Annotated in this window: 18 protein-coding genes, 2 tRNA genes, 1 rRNA gene and 1 pseudogene; 16 read left to right on the top strand and 6 right to left on the bottom strand. The window is 41.5% G+C overall.

All coding sequences use genetic code 11. The features are described from left to right. The first annotated feature begins 11 nt into the window (after positions 1-11). From rrf to tsaD, 8 genes are all read left to right on the top strand, one after another. A 5S ribosomal RNA gene (gene rrf / locus AAGG74_RS21355) occupies positions 12-127 on the top strand. Positions 128-149: 22 nt separating this feature from the next. Further along, positions 150-226, top strand: a tRNA-Met gene (locus AAGG74_RS21360). 62 nt (positions 227-288) lie between these two features. Then, positions 289-365, top strand: a tRNA-Asp gene (locus AAGG74_RS21365). A 176-nt stretch (positions 366-541) separates the two neighbouring features. Further along, positions 542-1,519, top strand: coding sequence for a thiamine-phosphate kinase (thiL, locus tag AAGG74_RS21370; protein ID WP_429677149.1), 978 nt, complete (start codon positions 542-544; stop codon positions 1,517-1,519). 14 nt (positions 1,520-1,533) lie between these two features. Then, positions 1,534-2,010, top strand: coding sequence for a tRNA (adenosine(37)-N6)-threonylcarbamoyltransferase complex ATPase subunit type 1 TsaE (tsaE, locus tag AAGG74_RS21375; protein WP_162103203.1), 477 nt, complete (start codon positions 1,534-1,536; stop codon positions 2,008-2,010). Further along, positions 1,991-2,680 carry a tRNA (adenosine(37)-N6)-threonylcarbamoyltransferase complex dimerization subunit type 1 TsaB gene (tsaB, locus tag AAGG74_RS21380; RefSeq protein WP_162103204.1) on the top strand — a complete coding sequence of 230 codons (690 nt, stop codon included), beginning with the start codon at positions 1,991-1,993 and terminating at the stop codon, positions 2,678-2,680. The genes tsaE and tsaB overlap by 20 nt, the downstream gene beginning before the upstream one ends. A gap of 9 nt (positions 2,681-2,689) precedes the next feature. Next, positions 2,690-3,145 (top strand): ribosomal protein S18-alanine N-acetyltransferase, encoded by a 456-nt coding sequence (rimI, locus tag AAGG74_RS21385; protein WP_429677150.1) that lies wholly within the window; start codon positions 2,690-2,692, stop codon positions 3,143-3,145. Next, positions 3,138-4,178, top strand: a complete 1,041-nt coding sequence (gene tsaD / locus AAGG74_RS21390; RefSeq protein WP_429677151.1) for a tRNA (adenosine(37)-N6)-threonylcarbamoyltransferase complex transferase subunit TsaD — start codon at positions 3,138-3,140, stop codon at positions 4,176-4,178. The genes rimI and tsaD overlap by 8 nt, the downstream gene beginning before the upstream one ends. Positions 4,179-4,395: 217 nt before the next feature. Here the strand turns inward: tsaD and AAGG74_RS21395 are convergent, their stop codons facing one another. Further along, positions 4,396-6,324, bottom strand: coding sequence for an ABC-F family ATP-binding cassette domain-containing protein (locus tag AAGG74_RS21395; RefSeq protein WP_429677152.1), 1,929 nt, complete (start codon positions 6,322-6,324; stop codon positions 4,396-4,398). Between the two features lie 124 nt (positions 6,325-6,448). Here AAGG74_RS21395 and moaC point away from each other — a divergent pair, with 124 nt between their 5' ends. Genes moaC through tatC form a run of 4 tightly spaced genes read left to right on the top strand, consistent with a single transcriptional unit; the run spans position 6,449 to position 8,574 of the window. Beyond that, the gene (moaC, locus tag AAGG74_RS21400) at positions 6,449-6,961 is read left to right on the top strand and encodes a cyclic pyranopterin monophosphate synthase MoaC (protein WP_162103208.1); all 513 of its coding nucleotides are present in this window, start codon (positions 6,449-6,451) and stop codon (positions 6,959-6,961) included. Continuing rightward, a complete protein-coding gene (locus AAGG74_RS21405) occupies positions 6,958-7,602 on the top strand; it encodes a redox-sensing transcriptional repressor Rex (protein ID WP_162103209.1) in 645 nt (214 codons plus the stop codon). Before moaC ends, AAGG74_RS21405 begins: the two co-directional genes overlap by 4 nt. Positions 7,603-7,626: 24 nt before the next feature. Beyond that, a complete protein-coding gene (gene tatAY, locus AAGG74_RS21410) occupies positions 7,627-7,800 on the top strand; it encodes a sec-independent protein translocase protein TatAY (protein WP_162103210.1) in 174 nt (57 codons plus the stop codon). Positions 7,801-7,806: 6 nt separating this feature from the next. After that, positions 7,807-8,574, top strand: coding sequence for a twin-arginine translocase subunit TatC (gene tatC, locus AAGG74_RS21415; protein ID WP_429677153.1), 768 nt, complete (start codon positions 7,807-7,809; stop codon positions 8,572-8,574). A gap of 34 nt (positions 8,575-8,608) precedes the next feature. On the opposite strand, the gene AAGG74_RS21420 is transcribed toward tatC, so the two are convergent. Both AAGG74_RS21420 and AAGG74_RS21425 read right to left on the bottom strand, forming a co-directional pair. Then, positions 8,609-8,800, bottom strand: coding sequence for a YdiK family protein (locus AAGG74_RS21420; protein WP_162103212.1), 192 nt, complete (start codon positions 8,798-8,800; stop codon positions 8,609-8,611). Next, the gene (locus AAGG74_RS21425) at positions 8,797-9,531 is read right to left on the bottom strand and encodes a CPBP family intramembrane glutamic endopeptidase (RefSeq protein ID WP_162103213.1); all 735 of its coding nucleotides are present in this window, start codon (positions 9,529-9,531) and stop codon (positions 8,797-8,799) included. Before AAGG74_RS21425 ends, AAGG74_RS21420 begins: the two co-directional genes overlap by 4 nt. 238 nt (positions 9,532-9,769) lie before the next feature. On the opposite strand from AAGG74_RS21425, the gene groES reads away from it, so the two are divergent. Together groES and groL are read left to right on the top strand one after the other, a co-directional pair. Then, positions 9,770-10,054, top strand: coding sequence for a co-chaperone GroES (gene groES / locus AAGG74_RS21430; RefSeq protein ID WP_003155970.1), 285 nt, complete (start codon positions 9,770-9,772; stop codon positions 10,052-10,054). A gap of 45 nt (positions 10,055-10,099) precedes the next feature. After that, positions 10,100-11,737 (top strand): chaperonin GroEL, encoded by a 1,638-nt coding sequence (groL, locus tag AAGG74_RS21435; RefSeq protein WP_162103214.1) that lies wholly within the window; start codon positions 10,100-10,102, stop codon positions 11,735-11,737. An 89-nt stretch (positions 11,738-11,826) separates the two neighbouring features. On the opposite strand, the pseudogene AAGG74_RS21440 reads toward groL, so the two are convergent. Then, positions 11,827-12,054: pseudogene (locus AAGG74_RS21440) on the bottom strand (tyrosine-type recombinase/integrase); the annotation flags it as partial. 509 nt (positions 12,055-12,563) lie between these two features. Here AAGG74_RS21440 and AAGG74_RS21445 point away from each other — a divergent pair. Further along, positions 12,564-12,764, top strand: coding sequence for a helix-turn-helix domain-containing protein (locus tag AAGG74_RS21445; RefSeq protein WP_026906918.1), 201 nt, complete (start codon positions 12,564-12,566; stop codon positions 12,762-12,764). Positions 12,765-13,103: 339 nt separating this feature from the next. Here the strand turns inward: AAGG74_RS21445 and AAGG74_RS21450 are convergent, their stop codons facing one another. Then, positions 13,104-13,373, bottom strand: coding sequence for a hypothetical protein (locus AAGG74_RS21450; RefSeq protein WP_429677154.1), 270 nt, complete (start codon positions 13,371-13,373; stop codon positions 13,104-13,106). 9 nt (positions 13,374-13,382) lie between these two features. Continuing rightward, a complete protein-coding gene (locus AAGG74_RS21455) occupies positions 13,383-15,284 on the bottom strand; it encodes a ribonuclease YeeF family protein (RefSeq protein WP_429677156.1) in 1,902 nt (633 codons plus the stop codon). A gap of 412 nt (positions 15,285-15,696) precedes the next feature. On the opposite strand from AAGG74_RS21455, the gene AAGG74_RS21460 reads away from it, so the two are divergent. After that, complete coding sequence (locus tag AAGG74_RS21460) at positions 15,697-16,257, top strand: restriction endonuclease subunit S (RefSeq protein WP_429677157.1); 561 nt, start codon at positions 15,697-15,699, stop codon at positions 16,255-16,257. Positions 16,258-16,277 lie beyond the last annotated feature (20 nt).

Consider the following 16,277-nt stretch of genomic DNA (forward strand, 5'->3'; position numbering starts at 1 on the left):
GAAGGCATTTGTTTGGTGGCGATAGCGAAGAGGTCACACCCGTTCCCATGCCGAACACGGAAGTTAAGCTCTTCAGCGCCGATGGTAGTCGGGGGTCTCCCCCTGTGAGAGTAGGACGCCGCCAAGCTGTTAACTTAATTTATTATCATCGCGGGGTGGAGCAGTTCGGTAGCTCGTCGGGCTCATAACCCGAAGGTCGCAGGTTCAAATCCTGCCCCCGCAACCAAATATATAAAATGGAATAGGGAGTGCCCGAAAGGCGCAGCCAAAATCATTTTATACAAATATGGTCCGGTAGTTCAGTTGGTTAGAATGCCTGCCTGTCACGCAGGAGGTCGCGGGTTCGAGTCCCGTCCGGACCGCCATTATTGTAAACGAAACGATCATGTTTTCGTTTTTTTTTGTGTTCTCTTTTACTGATCTTCTGCTTGGTGTCATAGACAAGCTTTCTTTATATCAACAACATCTTGGATATTCCAGCAAAATTCGATACACTAAGAAGAGCACATATAAATATAAGCCGGAAAGGTGGTTTTGGTTCATGGATGAATTTGATTTAATACATAACATTACTCCGCGGACCATTCACCATTCTTCCGTTGATGTAGGGATAGGTGATGACGCAGCGCTCTACACTGCGAAACACGGCGTTCAAGAAATTGTTTGTGTTGATACGATGGTAGAAGATGTGCACTTTACATTACACTACTCCTCACCTGAAGATATAGGGTATAAGGCATTAGCCGTTAATATAAGTGATATTGCCGCGATGGGAGGCATTCCTAAATTTTATTTGGTATCACTTGCGGTACCTCCAAAATGGACGGAATCTGAAATCAAAGCAATGTATGAAGGAATGAATGAACTGGCGAAACTATATCAGATGGATTTGATTGGCGGCGACACAGTCTCTACCTCTGACAAATTAGTCGTAACCGTTACTGTGATCGGTGAAGTAGCAAAGGGACGAGCCTGTTTGCGCAGCTTGGCAAGACCAAATGATATTGTGTTTGTTACAGGGGAAGTCGGTTCTTCTGCAGCAGGGCTATCTATATTATTAGAGAAGACTAAACTTCAAAATACAGCTGTTGACACGGATTACTTTATCAACAGGCATAAGCGGCCTCAGCCAAGAGTAAGTGTCGGCAAAATATGCTCGAGTTTTAAGCGGGCATCTTTAAATGATATCAGTGACGGATTGGCCAGCGAACTAAATGAGATTGCAGAAGCCAGCGGTGTTTCAATTGAAATTGATGAAAGCCTGCTTCCAGTCCATTCTAGTTTGCTTAAGCTTCATTTGAGCTGGAAAGAATGGGCTTTGTTTGGCGGCGAGGATTATGAATTGACAGGCACGGTCTCAAAAGAGGAATGGGAAGTGTTGAAGCAGGAGTGCGAAACACGGCAACTGCCCATCACGGAGATTGGCCATGTCAGAGAAAAAACAGACTCAAACGTGATCCTAAAAACAGATAAAACAGCAATGACCTTAGAGAAAAAAGGATATAATCATTTTAAATAAGACGGGTGACTCGTGTGAAGCAATTAAAGTGGAGAACTGAAAATCCTGAAGAAACAAAAGCGATAGCAAAACTTGCGGCAACGTTTGCTAAACCGGGAGACGTCCTGACATTAGAGGGCGATTTAGGAGCCGGAAAAACGACTTTTACAAAAGGTTTTGCGGAAGGACTCGGCATTACACGTGTTGTGAACAGTCCGACTTTTACCATTATAAAAGAATATAACGATGGCATACTTCCGCTTTATCATATGGATGTGTATAGAATGGAAGATGAAAGTGAAGACCTTGGGCTTGATGAATATTTTCACGGACAAGGTGTCTGTCTCGTTGAGTGGGCCCATTTAATTGAAGAACAGCTTCCGCAGGAACGACTGCAAATAGTCATCAAAAGAGCTGGGGATGATGAGCGGGAAATAACCTTTACTGCTGTTGGGGATCGGTATGAAATGCTTTGTGAGGAGATAAGTAGACATGACAATATTAGCAATTGATACATCCAATTATGCGTTGGGCATTGCGCTGCTTAGAGAAGAAACTGTCATAGCAGAACATATTACATATTTGAAAAAGAACCACTCTGTAAGAGCGATGCCTGCTGTTCATTCATTGCTGAATGATTGTGAGATGACACCGCGGGACCTTTCTAAAATTGTCGTTGCAAAAGGCCCCGGCTCATACACAGGAGTAAGAATCGGTGTAACGCTCGCTAAAACGCTTGCCTGGTCATTAAACATTCCGATTACTGCTGTTTCAAGTCTTGAGGCGCTCGCAGCAAATGGACGGCATTTTGACGGTCTGATCAGTCCTATCTTTGATGCAAGACGGGGACAGGTGTACACAGGCCTGTATGAATACAAAAAAGGGCTTTTAGAGCAAGTAGTTTCTGATCAGAACGTGATGCTGGCCGAATGGCTGGAGCTGCTAAATGAAAAGGATCGCCCTGTTTTGTTTATAGGTCATGATACTTCTATTCACAAGCAAATGATAGAGGATGTGCTTGGAAGTAAAGGGATCATTGGAGCAGCAGCTCAGCATAATCCGCGTCCTTCAGAATTGGCTTTTCTAGGGGCGGAAAAGAAAGCAGAAGATGTTCACAGACTTGTTCCGGAGTACTTGCGTCTGGCAGAAGCTGAGGCGAAATGGATTGAAAGCCAAAAGTAGGGTGATAGGATGAAAACAAAAGCAGCGGTCAGAAACATGCAGCTTGAGGATATTGATCACGTATACGAAATTGAAACCTCCTCCTTTACGTCTCCTTGGACGAAGGATTCATTTCATCATGAGCTTTTGGAAAATCCGTATGCTCATTATCTTGTGATTGAAAAAGACGGTCATGTTGTTGGTTATTGCGGGATTTGGATTGTGATGGATGACGCTCAAATTACAAATATAGCGATAAAACCGGAATATCGCGGCCAGTCTTTGGGAGAAGCACTTTTTCGCTCAGCGGTTGAATTGTGCAAAGAAAAAGACGCAAGGCGGCTGTCGCTTGAAGTGAGGGTTTCCAATCATACCGCTCAAGGTTTATATAAGAAATTCGGAATGCAGCCCGGCGGAATAAGAAAGAACTATTATACTGATAATGGGGAAGATGCGTTAATTATGTGGGTGACGATAAATGAGTGAGCAAAAAGAGATTTATGTATTAGGAATAGAAACAAGCTGTGATGAGACAGCGGCAGCTATCGTAAAAAATGGGAATGAAATCATTTCAAATGTAGTAGCCTCTCAAATTGAAAGTCATAAGCGATTTGGAGGAGTTGTCCCGGAAATTGCTTCAAGGCATCATGTTGAGCAAATCACTTTGGTCATAGAAGAAGCCTTTCGCAAAGCCGGCATGACGTATAGTGATATTGATGCAATCGCAGTAACTGAAGGACCGGGACTAGTGGGAGCGCTTCTGATCGGAGTGAATGCTGCTAAAGCCTTAAGTTTTGCCCATCATATTCCGTTAGTTGGTGTCCATCATATAGCTGGTCATATATACGCGAATCGTCTTGTAGAAGAGATCGTGTTTCCCGCTTTGGCATTGGTCGTTTCAGGGGGCCATACGGAATTGGTGTATATGAAGGAACATGGATCATTTGAAGTCATTGGGGAAACTCTTGATGATGCCGCAGGAGAGGCGTACGACAAAGTAGCGAGAACGATGGGACTGCCATATCCGGGCGGACCGCAAATTGATAAGCTTGCTGAAAAAGGGGATGACAATATTCCACTTCCTCGGGCTTGGCTTGAAGAGGGCTCTTACAATTTCAGCTTCAGCGGGTTGAAGTCTGCGGTGATCAATACGCTTCATAATGCGTCTCAAAAAGGACAGGAGATTGCTCCTGAAGATTTGTCTGCCAGTTTCCAAAATAGCGTGATTGATGTCTTGGTGACCAAAACAGCGCGCGCTGCACAGGAATACGGTGTCAAACAGGTCCTTTTAGCTGGAGGAGTGGCTGCAAATAGCGGTCTTAGAGCTGCATTAGAAAAAGAATTTGCCCAGAATGAAGAGATGACGCTCATCATTCCTCCATTAGCGTTATGCACGGATAACGCCGCGATGATCGCTGCTGCTGGAACAGTTGCTTTTGAAAAAGGAATACGCGGTGCATATGATATGAATGGGCAGCCTGGCCTTGAATTGACTTCCTATCAAAGTCTCACGATATAATGGCGTGAGGCTTTTTTCTTTTTTATTAATAGCTGATCCACAATCTATCCACAGAAATAGGCGTGCTGAAAGAGATATAGAAAAATAAAGGGTTGAAGACACTGTTAGTAAAGTAGATATATTCAGAATATTATGTGGATAATCGCTTACTTCATTTGCTTATGAGGTTAATTTCTGTGGATAAAAAAGCACCTCTAAAAAGAGGTGCTTGACTTTTTTAAGCTTCTTCTGTGGATAGCTCTTCCCATTCGGACAAAAGGGTTTCCAGCTCTTGATTGAGCTTCTCGTTGTCTGCATGAATGGCTTGTACTTTTTCGTGGTCTTGGTAGACTTCCGGATCACATAGCAATTCATCGTTGTGACTGATGTTTTCTTCAATAGTTTGAACTGCAGCTTCAATTTCTTCAATTCGACGAAGGCGTTGGCGTTCTTTCTTTTTCCATTCTTTTTCTTCTTCGTAGGTGCGTTTTGAGTCAGACTTCACTGCAGCAGGTGTCTTTTCAGTTTCCTCTTGCTGCTTCATTTTCTCTAATTCTAATTGCTCTGTTTTTTTCTCTGTATAATAATCGTAATCTCCGAGATACTCTTCTATATGGTTTGATGAAAGCTCCAATACCCTTGTGGCGATTCTGTTAATAAAATATCTGTCATGTGAGACAAATAACAGTGTGCCAGGATAGTCAATCAGCGCGTTTTCGAGAACTTCTTTGCTATCTAAGTCCAAATGGTTTGTCGGTTCATCAAGGATGAGAAAATTGGCTTTTTGAAGCATCAGCTTAGCCAGCGCCAGTCTTGCTTTTTCGCCCCCGCTCAGTGAATGGACCGGTTTCAGCACGTCATCTCCAGAGAATAAGAAATTTCCGAGACAAGTTCGGATTTCTTTCTCCGGAAGACCGGGGTACTCATCCCACAGCTCATCAAGGACACGTTTGGAGGAAGTCAGTTCAGCCTGCTCCTGATCATAGTAGCCGACACTGACATTCGAGCCATAGGAGATCGTTCCTTGATCTGGCTTTAAGGTGTCCATTAATGTTTTCAGCAATGTCGATTTACCGATTCCGTTAGGGCCGACGAGCGCTGCGCTTTCTCCTCTTGTGAGCATAAACGATACTTCTGATAACAGCGGCGGCTGGTTTTCATAGCTGATTGTGAGATCCTGAACACGCAAGACTTCATTTCCGCTCTGCTTTGTAATATCAAAATGAAAGCTTGCAGATTTTTCATCGCCGAGCGGCTTTGACATGACTTCCATTCGCTCGAGCTGCTTGCGGCGGCTTTGCGCTCTTTTTGTGGTAGAAGCTCTCGCCAGATTTCGGTCTACGAAGTCCTGAAGCTTTGCGATTTCATCCTGCTGCTTTTCATACACTTTAAGATCTTTCTCATATTGTGCAGCTTTTTGGTCGAGATAAGCGCTATAGTTGCCATGATACTTTTTACTATCGGCTCTTGAAACCTCGTAGACTTGGTTGACCACTTTGTCTAAAAAGTAGCGGTCATGCGAAACGATGAGAATGGCGCCTGAATAGCCTTGCAAATAATGCTCAAGCCAGGTTAACGTATTAATATCAAGGTGGTTTGTCGGCTCATCAAGAATGAGCAAATCAGGCTGTGTTAACAGAAGTTTACCAAGAGCAAGCCTTGTTTTCTGGCCTCCGCTCAGGCTTTGCACCTGTGTTGAATCGTCAAAATGGCTGAAGCCGAGACCGTGCAGTACTGATCTGACATCCGCTTCATATTGATAGCCGCCTTGATCTTTGAATTCCTGCTGAAGCCGGTCATAGGTTTTCATGATGCTTTCCAATTCATCTGGAGCAGCTGCTGCCATTTTTTCTTCTATAACACGCATTTCCTTTTCCATTGCTTTTAAGTGGTCAAAAACGGTCAACAGTTCTTCTTTTATGGTAAGCTTAGAATCCAAGCCCGTATGTTGGGCAAGGTATCCCATTGTCATATCTTTCGGTTTAATAATTTCGCCCTTTTCATATGAAAGCTGACCTGCGATAATTTTAAGGAGGGTGGATTTCCCCGCGCCATTTCTTCCTACAATGGCGATGCGATCACGATTTCTGACTTCCAGCTTTATATTGTTTAAAATAGTATCAGCACCAAATGATTTGGACAGCTGATTAACTTGTAAGATCATCATATTATTTCACCTCTGCTATAATAAGTTAAGTGTAGCTTATGAATCAGAAGTCAGCAAACAATACATTGTACGAAAAGGCTTAGAGAAGGAAATAGTGTATGATCTTTTTAAGGAGAGTTTGAATATGAATGGATTTTCTCATTTTAATGAACAGGGCAGAGCCCAGATGGTGGACATCAGCGAAAAATCTTCGACTGTCCGTACTGCGGCGGCTGTTTCAAGCGTACATATGAAGAATGAAGTGTACGAGAAAATAAAAAGTCACGATATCGGCAAAGGAGATGTACTGGCTGTCGCACAGGTGGCAGGTATAATGGCCGCAAAGCAAACGTCCAATATCATTCCGATGTGCCATCCGCTTTCACTGAGCGGAGTAGATATATCATTTGACTGGAAAATAAATGAAACTGGAGTTATACTTCATATAAAGGCACAAGTCAAAACAAAAGGGAGTACAGGTGTGGAAATGGAAGCGCTCACTTCTGCATCGGTGTGTGCTCTTACTGTTTACGATATGTGCAAGGCCCTTGATAAAGGCATGGTCATCGGTCCTACTTTCTTGCTGGAGAAGACTGGCGGGAAAAACGGTGACTTTAAAAGAGAACTATCCGAGTATAATGTGGGGGACCAAAAATGAATAAGGATCAATCAAAAATTCCGCAGGCGACGGCAAAACGGCTGCCGCTTTACTATCGCTTTTTAAAGAATCTGCATGCGTCAGGAAAACAGCGTGTATCATCCGCTGAGCTGAGTGATGCCGTAAAGGTTGATTCTGCTACGATTCGCAGGGATTTTTCCTATTTTGGAGCTCTTGGCAAAAAAGGATATGGATATAATGTGGATTATTTGCTGTCTTTTTTCCGAAAAACACTTGATCAGGATGAGATGACAAACGTCATTTTGATTGGTGTCGGGAATCTGGGCACGGCATTTCTTCACTATAATTTCACAAAAAATAATAACACAAAAATTTCTATGGCTTTTGATATCAATGAGAGCAAAATAGGACGTGAGGTAGGCGGTGTGCCTGTCTTTAACCTAAATGACCTTGAACAACACGTAAAAGATGAATCAGTCGCCATTCTTACAGTGCCAGCCATTGCCGCTCAATCGATTACAGACAGATTGGTCGCATTAGGAGTCAAAGGCATCCTTAATTTTACGCCGGCCCGTTTGAATGTGCCGGAACACATTCGAATTCATCATATAGATTTAGCTGTAGAGCTTCAGTCACTGGTTTATTTCTTGAAGCATTATTCAGTTTTAGAGGAAATCTAGTAAAAGGGAAGGAGGAGCCCACATATGCCGATCGGTCCTGGAAGCTTTGCTGTTATCGCAATCGTTGCTCTGATCATCTTCGGTCCCAAAAAGCTGCCTGAATTGGGGAAAGCAGCGGGAGACACACTTCGTGAATTCAAAAATGCGACGAAAGGGTTAACGAGTGATGAAGAGGAAAAAAAGAAAGAAGAACTGTAAGGTAGGATGACACGTATGAAAGTGAATCAAATGTCGCTTCTGGAGCATATTGCTGAGCTTCGAAAACGGCTGCTGGTTGTGGCGCTGGCATTTGTCGTTTTCTTTATCGCAGGATTTTTTGCAGCGAAGCCGATTATTGTTTATCTGCAAAAAACGGATGAAGCGAAGGAGCTTACGCTTAACGCGTTTAATCTGACAGACCCGCTTGTGGTGTTTATGCAATTCGCGTTTATCATTGGGTTTGTCCTGACTTCACCGATTATTCTTTACCAGCTTTGGGCTTTTGTGAGCCCAGGCCTCTATGAGAAAGAGCGCAAAATAACACTCGGCTACATTCCGATCTCTATATTGCTGTTTTTAGCGGGACTATCCTTTTCTTATTATATTTTATTTCCTTTTGTTGTTGATTTTATGAAGCGAATCTCTGAAGACTTGAATGTCAATCAGGTGATTGGAATTAATGAATATTTTCATTTTCTTTTGCAGCTGACGATCCCGTTTGGACTGCTGTTCCAAATGCCGGTTATCCTCATGTTTTTGACTAGGCTTGGCATTGTGACACCGATGCTCTTAGCGAAAATCAGAAAGTACGCGTACTTTGCGCTGCTGGTGATTGCTGCCCTGATTACGCCTCCTGAGCTTTTGTCTCATATGATGGTCACTGTTCCGCTCTTGATTTTATATGAAATCAGCATTTTTATATCGAAGATCGCCTATCGAAAAGCACAGAAAAGCACTGCTGCCGACCAGGACGTATCTTCTGGACAATCATAAAAAATCCATTTCTCATGTGAGAAATGGATTTTCTTTATTTCTGGTTCTTTTTGAGTTTAAATGAAAAAGCGAACATCTTAAAAGAAATGCTGATGTTGTAAGCGGCGAATACCATCAGAAGGATGGAGTAAAATGACCACATGCTGCCTGGCGAGCTTGCGGCAAGATAAGTAAAGATGCACCCTACGGCAAAATAGATCATTCCCCAAACGACCGGGTTTCTCATAAAAATAATCCTCCAATAATCAATTGCATTTGTGCGGTCTGCTGTTCAAGATACTTTTGAACAGGCTCAAGCTGTGTGATGACGACAAATGTATTCATCATCACATGGGCGAAAATCGGCACCCAAATCCGTTTTGTTCTTGCATACAAGAAAGCGAAGGTAAACCCCATTGCTGTATAGAGAAGAAGGTGCTTCAAATCAGCATGCACAATTCCGAAAATAATCGAGCTGAGCAGTCCTGCAAAAAAGAAATTCGTTTTCTCGTACAACGCCCCGAAAATGATTTTTCTGAAGATGATTTCTTCCAATATAGGCCCGATAATTGAAGAAACGACCATCATGAATGGGACTGCCTGAATGACATCAAGAATAGCTTGTGTATTTTCTGATTCTCTTCCGATACCAAACACATAATATTCAATAGAGCCTGCAATCATTTGAGAGAAGAGAGCAATGAATAAACCGGCTATCGCCCACAGAATAGAAAGTCCGACGGAGTCTTTCCGGCCGTTCCGCAATGTTTCTTTCGGTACAGTTCTCAGGATGAGCAGAACGACAATGAGACAGGCGATAAAGCTGATAACGGACCATAATCCTTGTGCTTGCACGAGATTTTCATTTGTAGGCTTTCCTCCGGCATAGCCGAGTTTAAATAACAAGGGAATTCCGACTATGAAAGAAAACTGCATAATGACATATGTCAAAATAATAAACCAATATTGTTTTCGCAAATGATATGTACTCCTTTGTTAAGTGGGTTTCGTTCATCTACAGCTATTGTAACATAATCAGATAAGGGGTGAAAAAGCTAACGGATAAGGGATCTGAAAAGAATAATGTAAGCGTGAAAATTTTTTTATCTTATCACTTGAAATTGGAAGTAAGATTCTTTATTATAATAATTGTGTTAGCACTCTTTAGTGTCGAGTGCTAAAATTACATATTCATACTATTGAGGAGGTTATTACATTGTTAAAGCCATTAGGTGATCGCGTTGTCATTGAACTCGTAGAATCTGAAGAAAAAACTGCCAGCGGAATTGTGTTACCGGATTCTGCAAAAGAAAAACCGCAAGAAGGCAAAATCGTGGCAGCTGGTTCAGGTCGCGTGTTAGAAAGCGGAGAGCGCGTTGCTTTAGAAGTAAAAGAGGGCGACCGCATTATCTTCTCAAAATACGCAGGTACTGAAGTGAAATACGAAGGTACTGAATACTTAATCTTACGTGAAAGCGACATTTTAGCTGTTATTGGCTAATTCTTAAATAAAAAACATTTAAAAATTCGAGGAGGTACTGTAAACATGGCAAAAGATATTAAGTTTAGTGAAGAAGCTCGCCGCGCAATGCTACGCGGGGTCGATGCACTTGCTGATGCTGTAAAAGTAACTTTAGGACCAAAAGGACGCAACGTGGTTCTAGAGAAAAAATTCGGTTCTCCGTTAATCACAAATGACGGTGTAACAATCGCAAAAGAAATCGAACTTGAAGACGCATTTGAAAACATGGGTGCTAAGCTTGTTGCTGAAGTAGCCAGCAAAACAAACGACGTTGCCGGTGACGGTACAACAACTGCGACAGTTCTTGCGCAAGCTATGATTCGTGAAGGCCTTAAAAACGTAACAGCAGGCGCTAATCCTGTAGGCGTTCGTAAAGGTATGGAAAAAGCTGTAGCAGTTGCAATCGAAAACTTAAAAGAAATTTCTAAGCCGATCGAAGGCAAAGAATCTATCGCTCAGGTTGCTGCGATCTCTGCTGCAGATGAGGAAGTCGGAAGCCTTATCGCTGAAGCAATGGAGCGCGTAGGAAACGACGGCGTTATCACAATCGAAGAGTCTAAAGGCTTCACAACTGAGCTTGAAGTTGTGGAAGGTATGCAATTCGACCGCGGATATGCGTCTCCTTACATGGTAACTGACTCTGATAAGATGGAAGCGGTTCTTGACAATCCTTACATCCTAATCACAGACAAAAAAATTACAAACATCCAAGAAATCCTTCCTGTGCTTGAGCAGGTTGTTCAGCAAGGCAAGCCATTGCTTCTGATCGCAGAAGACGTTGAAGGTGAAGCACTTGCAACACTTGTTGTGAACAAACTCCGCGGCACATTTAACGCTGTGGCTGTTAAAGCTCCTGGCTTCGGTGACCGCCGTAAAGCAATGCTTGAAGACATCGCTGTCCTTACTGGCGGAGAAGTCATCACAGAAGATCTTGGCCTTGACCTGAAATCGACTCAAATCACACAATTGGGACGCGCTTCTAAAGTTGTCGTTACAAAAGAAAACACAACAATCGTGGAAGGCGCTGGCGAAACAGACAAAATTTCTGCCCGCGTGACTCAAATCCGCGCCCAAGTGGAAGAAACAACTTCTGAGTTCGACAGAGAAAAATTACAAGAGCGTCTTGCGAAACTTGCTGGCGGTGTAGCTGTCATCAAAGTCGGCGCTGCGACTGAAACTGAGCTGAAAGAGCGTAAACTTCGCATCGAAGACGCCCTGAACTCAACTCGCGCAGCTGTTGAAGAAGGCATCGTATCCGGCGGTGGTACAGCGCTTGTCAACGTATATAACAAAGTCGCTGCAGTTGAAGCTGAAGGCGATGCGCAAACAGGTATCAACATCGTGCTTCGCGCGCTTGAAGAGCCAATTCGCCAAATCGCACACAATGCAGGTCTTGAAGGATCTGTCATCGTTGAGCGCCTCAAAAACGAAAAAATCGGCGTAGGCTTCAACGCTGCAACTGGCGAATGGGTAAACATGATCGACAAAGGTATCGTTGACCCAACAAAAGTAACACGCTCTGCACTGCAAAACGCTGCATCTGTAGCGGCTATGTTGTTAACAACAGAAGCTGTTGTCGCTGACAAGCCAGAAGAAAACGCTGGCGGCGGTGCTGGTATGCCTGATATGGGCGGCATGGGCGGTATGGGTGGAATGATGTAATCAAACGGCGAAAACCCTTGATATACCAAGGGTTTGACCGTTGATTTCATCTGAAATGCTCAAAAAAATAACATTTTGATAACATTTCTTCATGAAATCCCGATATTGAGGATGTTTCCGAAAGTCTCCTGGACTTTTTGCGAAGCATCCTCTTTCATTTTTTCAGTTACGTGTGTGTAAATTCTCATTGTGGTTTTCATATCATCGTGACCAACTCTTTTCATGATCGTTGTAATGTCTACCCGGGCTTCGGTCAACATGCTGATATGTGTGTGTCTGAAAATATGGGGAGTTGCATGCTTCTTAATAGGTGTTCTAAATTGGCTCTTTTAATATTCTTGTACACTCTTTGAATTGATCAGTATCTTTCATATTATCAATATCCAGTAGAAAAGCTGGGAAAGCAGCTGGCTTATTTTCCACCTGTATCTCCGTTATTTTCTCCTGCCAACAATCCATAATTACAGCCACATGGTGCTATTTATGCAAATCTACTCTTATGTACAAATGTTTCATAGCGCTCATCCTCCTATTCGGTTTCAATGAAAATGCCAGTATCCTTAGTTCGAGCGTTGACCAATTGGTGCACAATGGTACGCTAGCCTGTTCACTTTTATTTACTTGTCCTTCAATCTATAAGAAATATACCCAACAACGTTCAATTCTTCACTCTCCCGTTACATAAATTTCAATTAACGTAACGCTTAGCCGCTATAATTAATATAAATTCATTGTATGCGGCTTTAGCGATACAATCAACCCCTTTACCGATACAAGTTTGTGATGTATCGTAAAAGGTAACATGAATAAGAGGAAGGGAAGTACCATGCCTATTACAATCAAGCTAAAGGAAATCCTTAAAGAACGTGACCTTTCACAACGTGAATTGGCACGAATGACAGGGCTTCGCCCTAATACAATAAGCCATCTTTGTTCAGACAACGTAGATAGGGTATATCTATCAACATTAGAAACAGTATGCAAAGTGTTAGACATCGACATTCAGGAGTTAATCGAGGTGGAGTAGTCCTCTTGCTATAATAATCGTTCTATGTACGTAAAAGTTGCGAAAAAATTTAAAAGGCAGTGAGAAAGCGAAGGTAAGGTTTTGAATAATTGAAATGGTGGTAACTGATGATATTATGGTTATTTGCTTAATAAAATAAAGAGTAGATAGGGCATACGTTTTATAAGTGTTGTACGTACTAAAGAATTTGTTAAAACACCATATAGGGCTTCAGGGGTTACTCATATTCTCTGTATAAAAAATGAACTTTTCGTCACTGGGTAGCCCCACTAACATGAAAGAAACCTTGAAAGGCTTGTTAGCCAATCAAGGTTTAGGTAGGTGTAAATATCTAATATGTTATAATAACTCTTTTAGTAAGTTTTCTGCCTTGTGTAATTCTTTTAACAAGGGATTTTGATAGTCATTATAACTATCCATATAGGCTCTAACACCACCAGTAATATTTATTATGTTTAAATCTTTATTACTTTCAATAACTTCCAGTGCCTTCTTATATCTTTTATATATTAATTGAAAAATATCTTTTTTTATTTCGTTAGAATATTCTTTTTCAAGAATATTTATTACCGTTTTTACTTGTCTACTTAATTGCTCTTTCTTATCCATAAAATCCTCCTATTTACTCGGAACTTTTCTTATATCTTTTATCCATTCGGATGGCCACCCTTGTGGTAGAAGTATTTGGTCAGCATCACCTTCTAGTAAAGCACCTGTTTTTGTATATTGTTTTTCTACTCTACCTATATTTAAAATTTGTCCTTTAGGAACTTCTATTATTGCTTCAAACTCTCTAGTATTTTTCCAATCCGGAACTAATGCAGTATCTATTTTCGCATTTATTCTATTACCAGCTGGACGAGTAGTTACAAATGAACCATTCGCTTTTGCTCCACCACCATAAGTTCTGTAGAAAGTAATATCTTCTTCCGTAATCACAGTCCTATAATTACTATCAGTAAATGACTCCCTTATCCAATCAGGTAAATCTACTTTTTCAATTACTTTTACCTTATCATCAATATTTGTTGAATACTTTCCATAATTCACACCATTACCCGTACCCTTATTGTTAGAACGTTCAGATCTTCTGAGAACACTCTCTTTTTTATCTTCAATCATACTTTTTAGGAGAGGAGTATTTTTTGCGTTATACGTATTCTCGATGTCTTGTGCAATCCCCACAAGTGCAAGATCATTCTTATTTCTAATAATAGAATTGATGTAAGCTTTGCCTTTGTTTATTCCTTTATTGACATGAGCAGCGGCTGTTCCACCTTCAACCACTTTACCTACTTTAGAAAGCTTGGAAGTGGTCTGCACCGCGGCACCCGCACCTTTCGGGCCAACGATATTACCGACTGCATAGCTGATATAATGCCCTTTTTCGTATGCATCACCATTTACCATTTTATCATTCCATGAGTCGACGAGGTTTGTCCAGATGATTTTTGAATAAGAGGGCACGCTCAAAACTGTTGAAATTGTTTTTGTGAGCTTTAGTTCGGTAGGGAGCTGTGAATATTCCCATGCGCCCACAGCCAAGTCTTTGAGGCCATAAAAGGTATCGTCAATCACATCGTCAATACCATCATCAACTCCTTCAACGAAATCTATTACTGTCTTGCCGGCATTGATGATACTTTCACCGACGGCCTTCAGCTGTTGTGCTTGTTCAAGCTGCACTGCGTACTGGAGCTGTTCGAGGGTAAGGTTCTCATATCCGACCTTCTTGGCAATGTCTAAGTATTCATCGGGATCCGTCACCCCGTCAGCTAGCTTCTTCTTTAAATCCTTGATTTCTCGCTCTTTCGCTTCATCTTTCTTAATCTTCAAATAGGCTTCAGTCTGTTTCGAGATGTCGCCTTTTTTCTTATGTATGTCACTTTCACGGTACGCCTTAGCGTTGTAGTGGATGGGGGTAGCGTTTTTGCCTTTGCCAGTAGAGTCCTCAAGCTTTTGAAAGTCCTTCTTGATGAATTGCTCGTTTGGCTCTGACTGGGCATATTCAGAAACAAGTGCTTCGTCAACACTGCCTACTTTATTGACTGTTTTTTTGCGTTGGTTCTCCGCATCGGCGAGTTCGTCTTTGAAGGTTTCTGTCGAGAATAAATCAAGCGGAAGAATATCGTCGATATCATGTAAGATATCTTTCATCGCTTTCTTTTGTTCAGACATAATGGATTTTGATTTTGTGTAGGCGTTGGCCAACTCATGTTCTAAGAAGGATTCTTCTATATATGCATCAGACAAGCTGGCGTCCTCTAAAGTGCCTGAAATGCTTGTTAAGAAAGCAATTTTCATATCAAGTAAGTCAATCCAATTGTCAGCTACACCTGCGTGGTCTTGGTAAAATGCTTTGATATTGTCAGCGCCTTTTCCGGAAAACTCACTGTCATCTAAATTAGCTACAGCTTTAAAGGCTTTCTGTAGATTGACCATTTGACTTCTTAATTCTTTGTATTCCTTTGCGCGTTTATCTGCTTCCGAAAGCAGTGTTTTGGCTTCAAATACTTTCATGATCATATCCTTTCGTTTGAATAGCTCCAACAAGATTTTACCATGGGAAAATGAAGAAATAGACAGCTATGTGATTCAAAAGTGTGAAAAGATCAATTTGACCTGTGCTAATTGACCTATTAGAATCTCTCTTTTGAGAACATCGATGCCGTTAAACTGTTGCAGTTGATGAATGGATACAGAAGACATTTATAGGTAGAAGGCAAAATGTAAATAGAACCGCTATTAATGAAAAAGAATATACATTCTATTAGAATCATCAGGCTGTCGAGAAAATCTTGCTAGTCAGCATTATTCGAGTAATTCTTAAAAAGTACGCAAAAAGAAGTTGACGGAGTATGTTTGAAATGATAGGATTCAATGGAAACAACGTTAAGTAATTTCTAAAAAATACATCCGAAGAGGGCGGGATATGCGACTTGAAGAGATTGTAACGGTTAAAATAGGGAGAAATCTTTCTAGAGGACATGAGAAAAATGATCCAACATTAGTTGCTTATACATATGAGGATTTAATAAATGATTTAGATGGCTCGTTTCTAGACAGTCTTGGTGTTGGACATGCAAAGCATCAAGAAAGCTATTTGAGCAGTGCTGGAGATGTTGTGTTCAGCTTTGTCAGTTCCAAGGCTGGAATCGTGAGTGACATACATCAAGGAAAAGTCATCAACCAAAACTTTGCGAAACTTTTGATTGAACATCATGAGTTGGATCGTCGATATTTATGTTATGCATTAAATGAGTCGCACACTATGAAAAAGCAAATGGCGATTTCCATGCAAGGAAGTACTGTGCCAAAATTGACTCCTGCAATTTTAAAAGAATTGGAGATCGACTTACCAAGTATTGAGAAACAACGGATGATTGGAAATGCTTATTTCTGTTTGAGAAAGCGGCAAGCTTTGGTGAAGAAACAAGCAGAACTTGAAGAGCAACTGTATTTAGAAGCGTTAAAGAGATTAGACCAACAATAAAAAAAGTGAGGAACATATAA

Source organism: Bacillus mexicanus, from assembly GCF_050445615.1.
Classification (GTDB): domain Bacteria; phylum Bacillota; class Bacilli; order Bacillales; family Bacillaceae; genus Bacillus; species Bacillus mexicanus.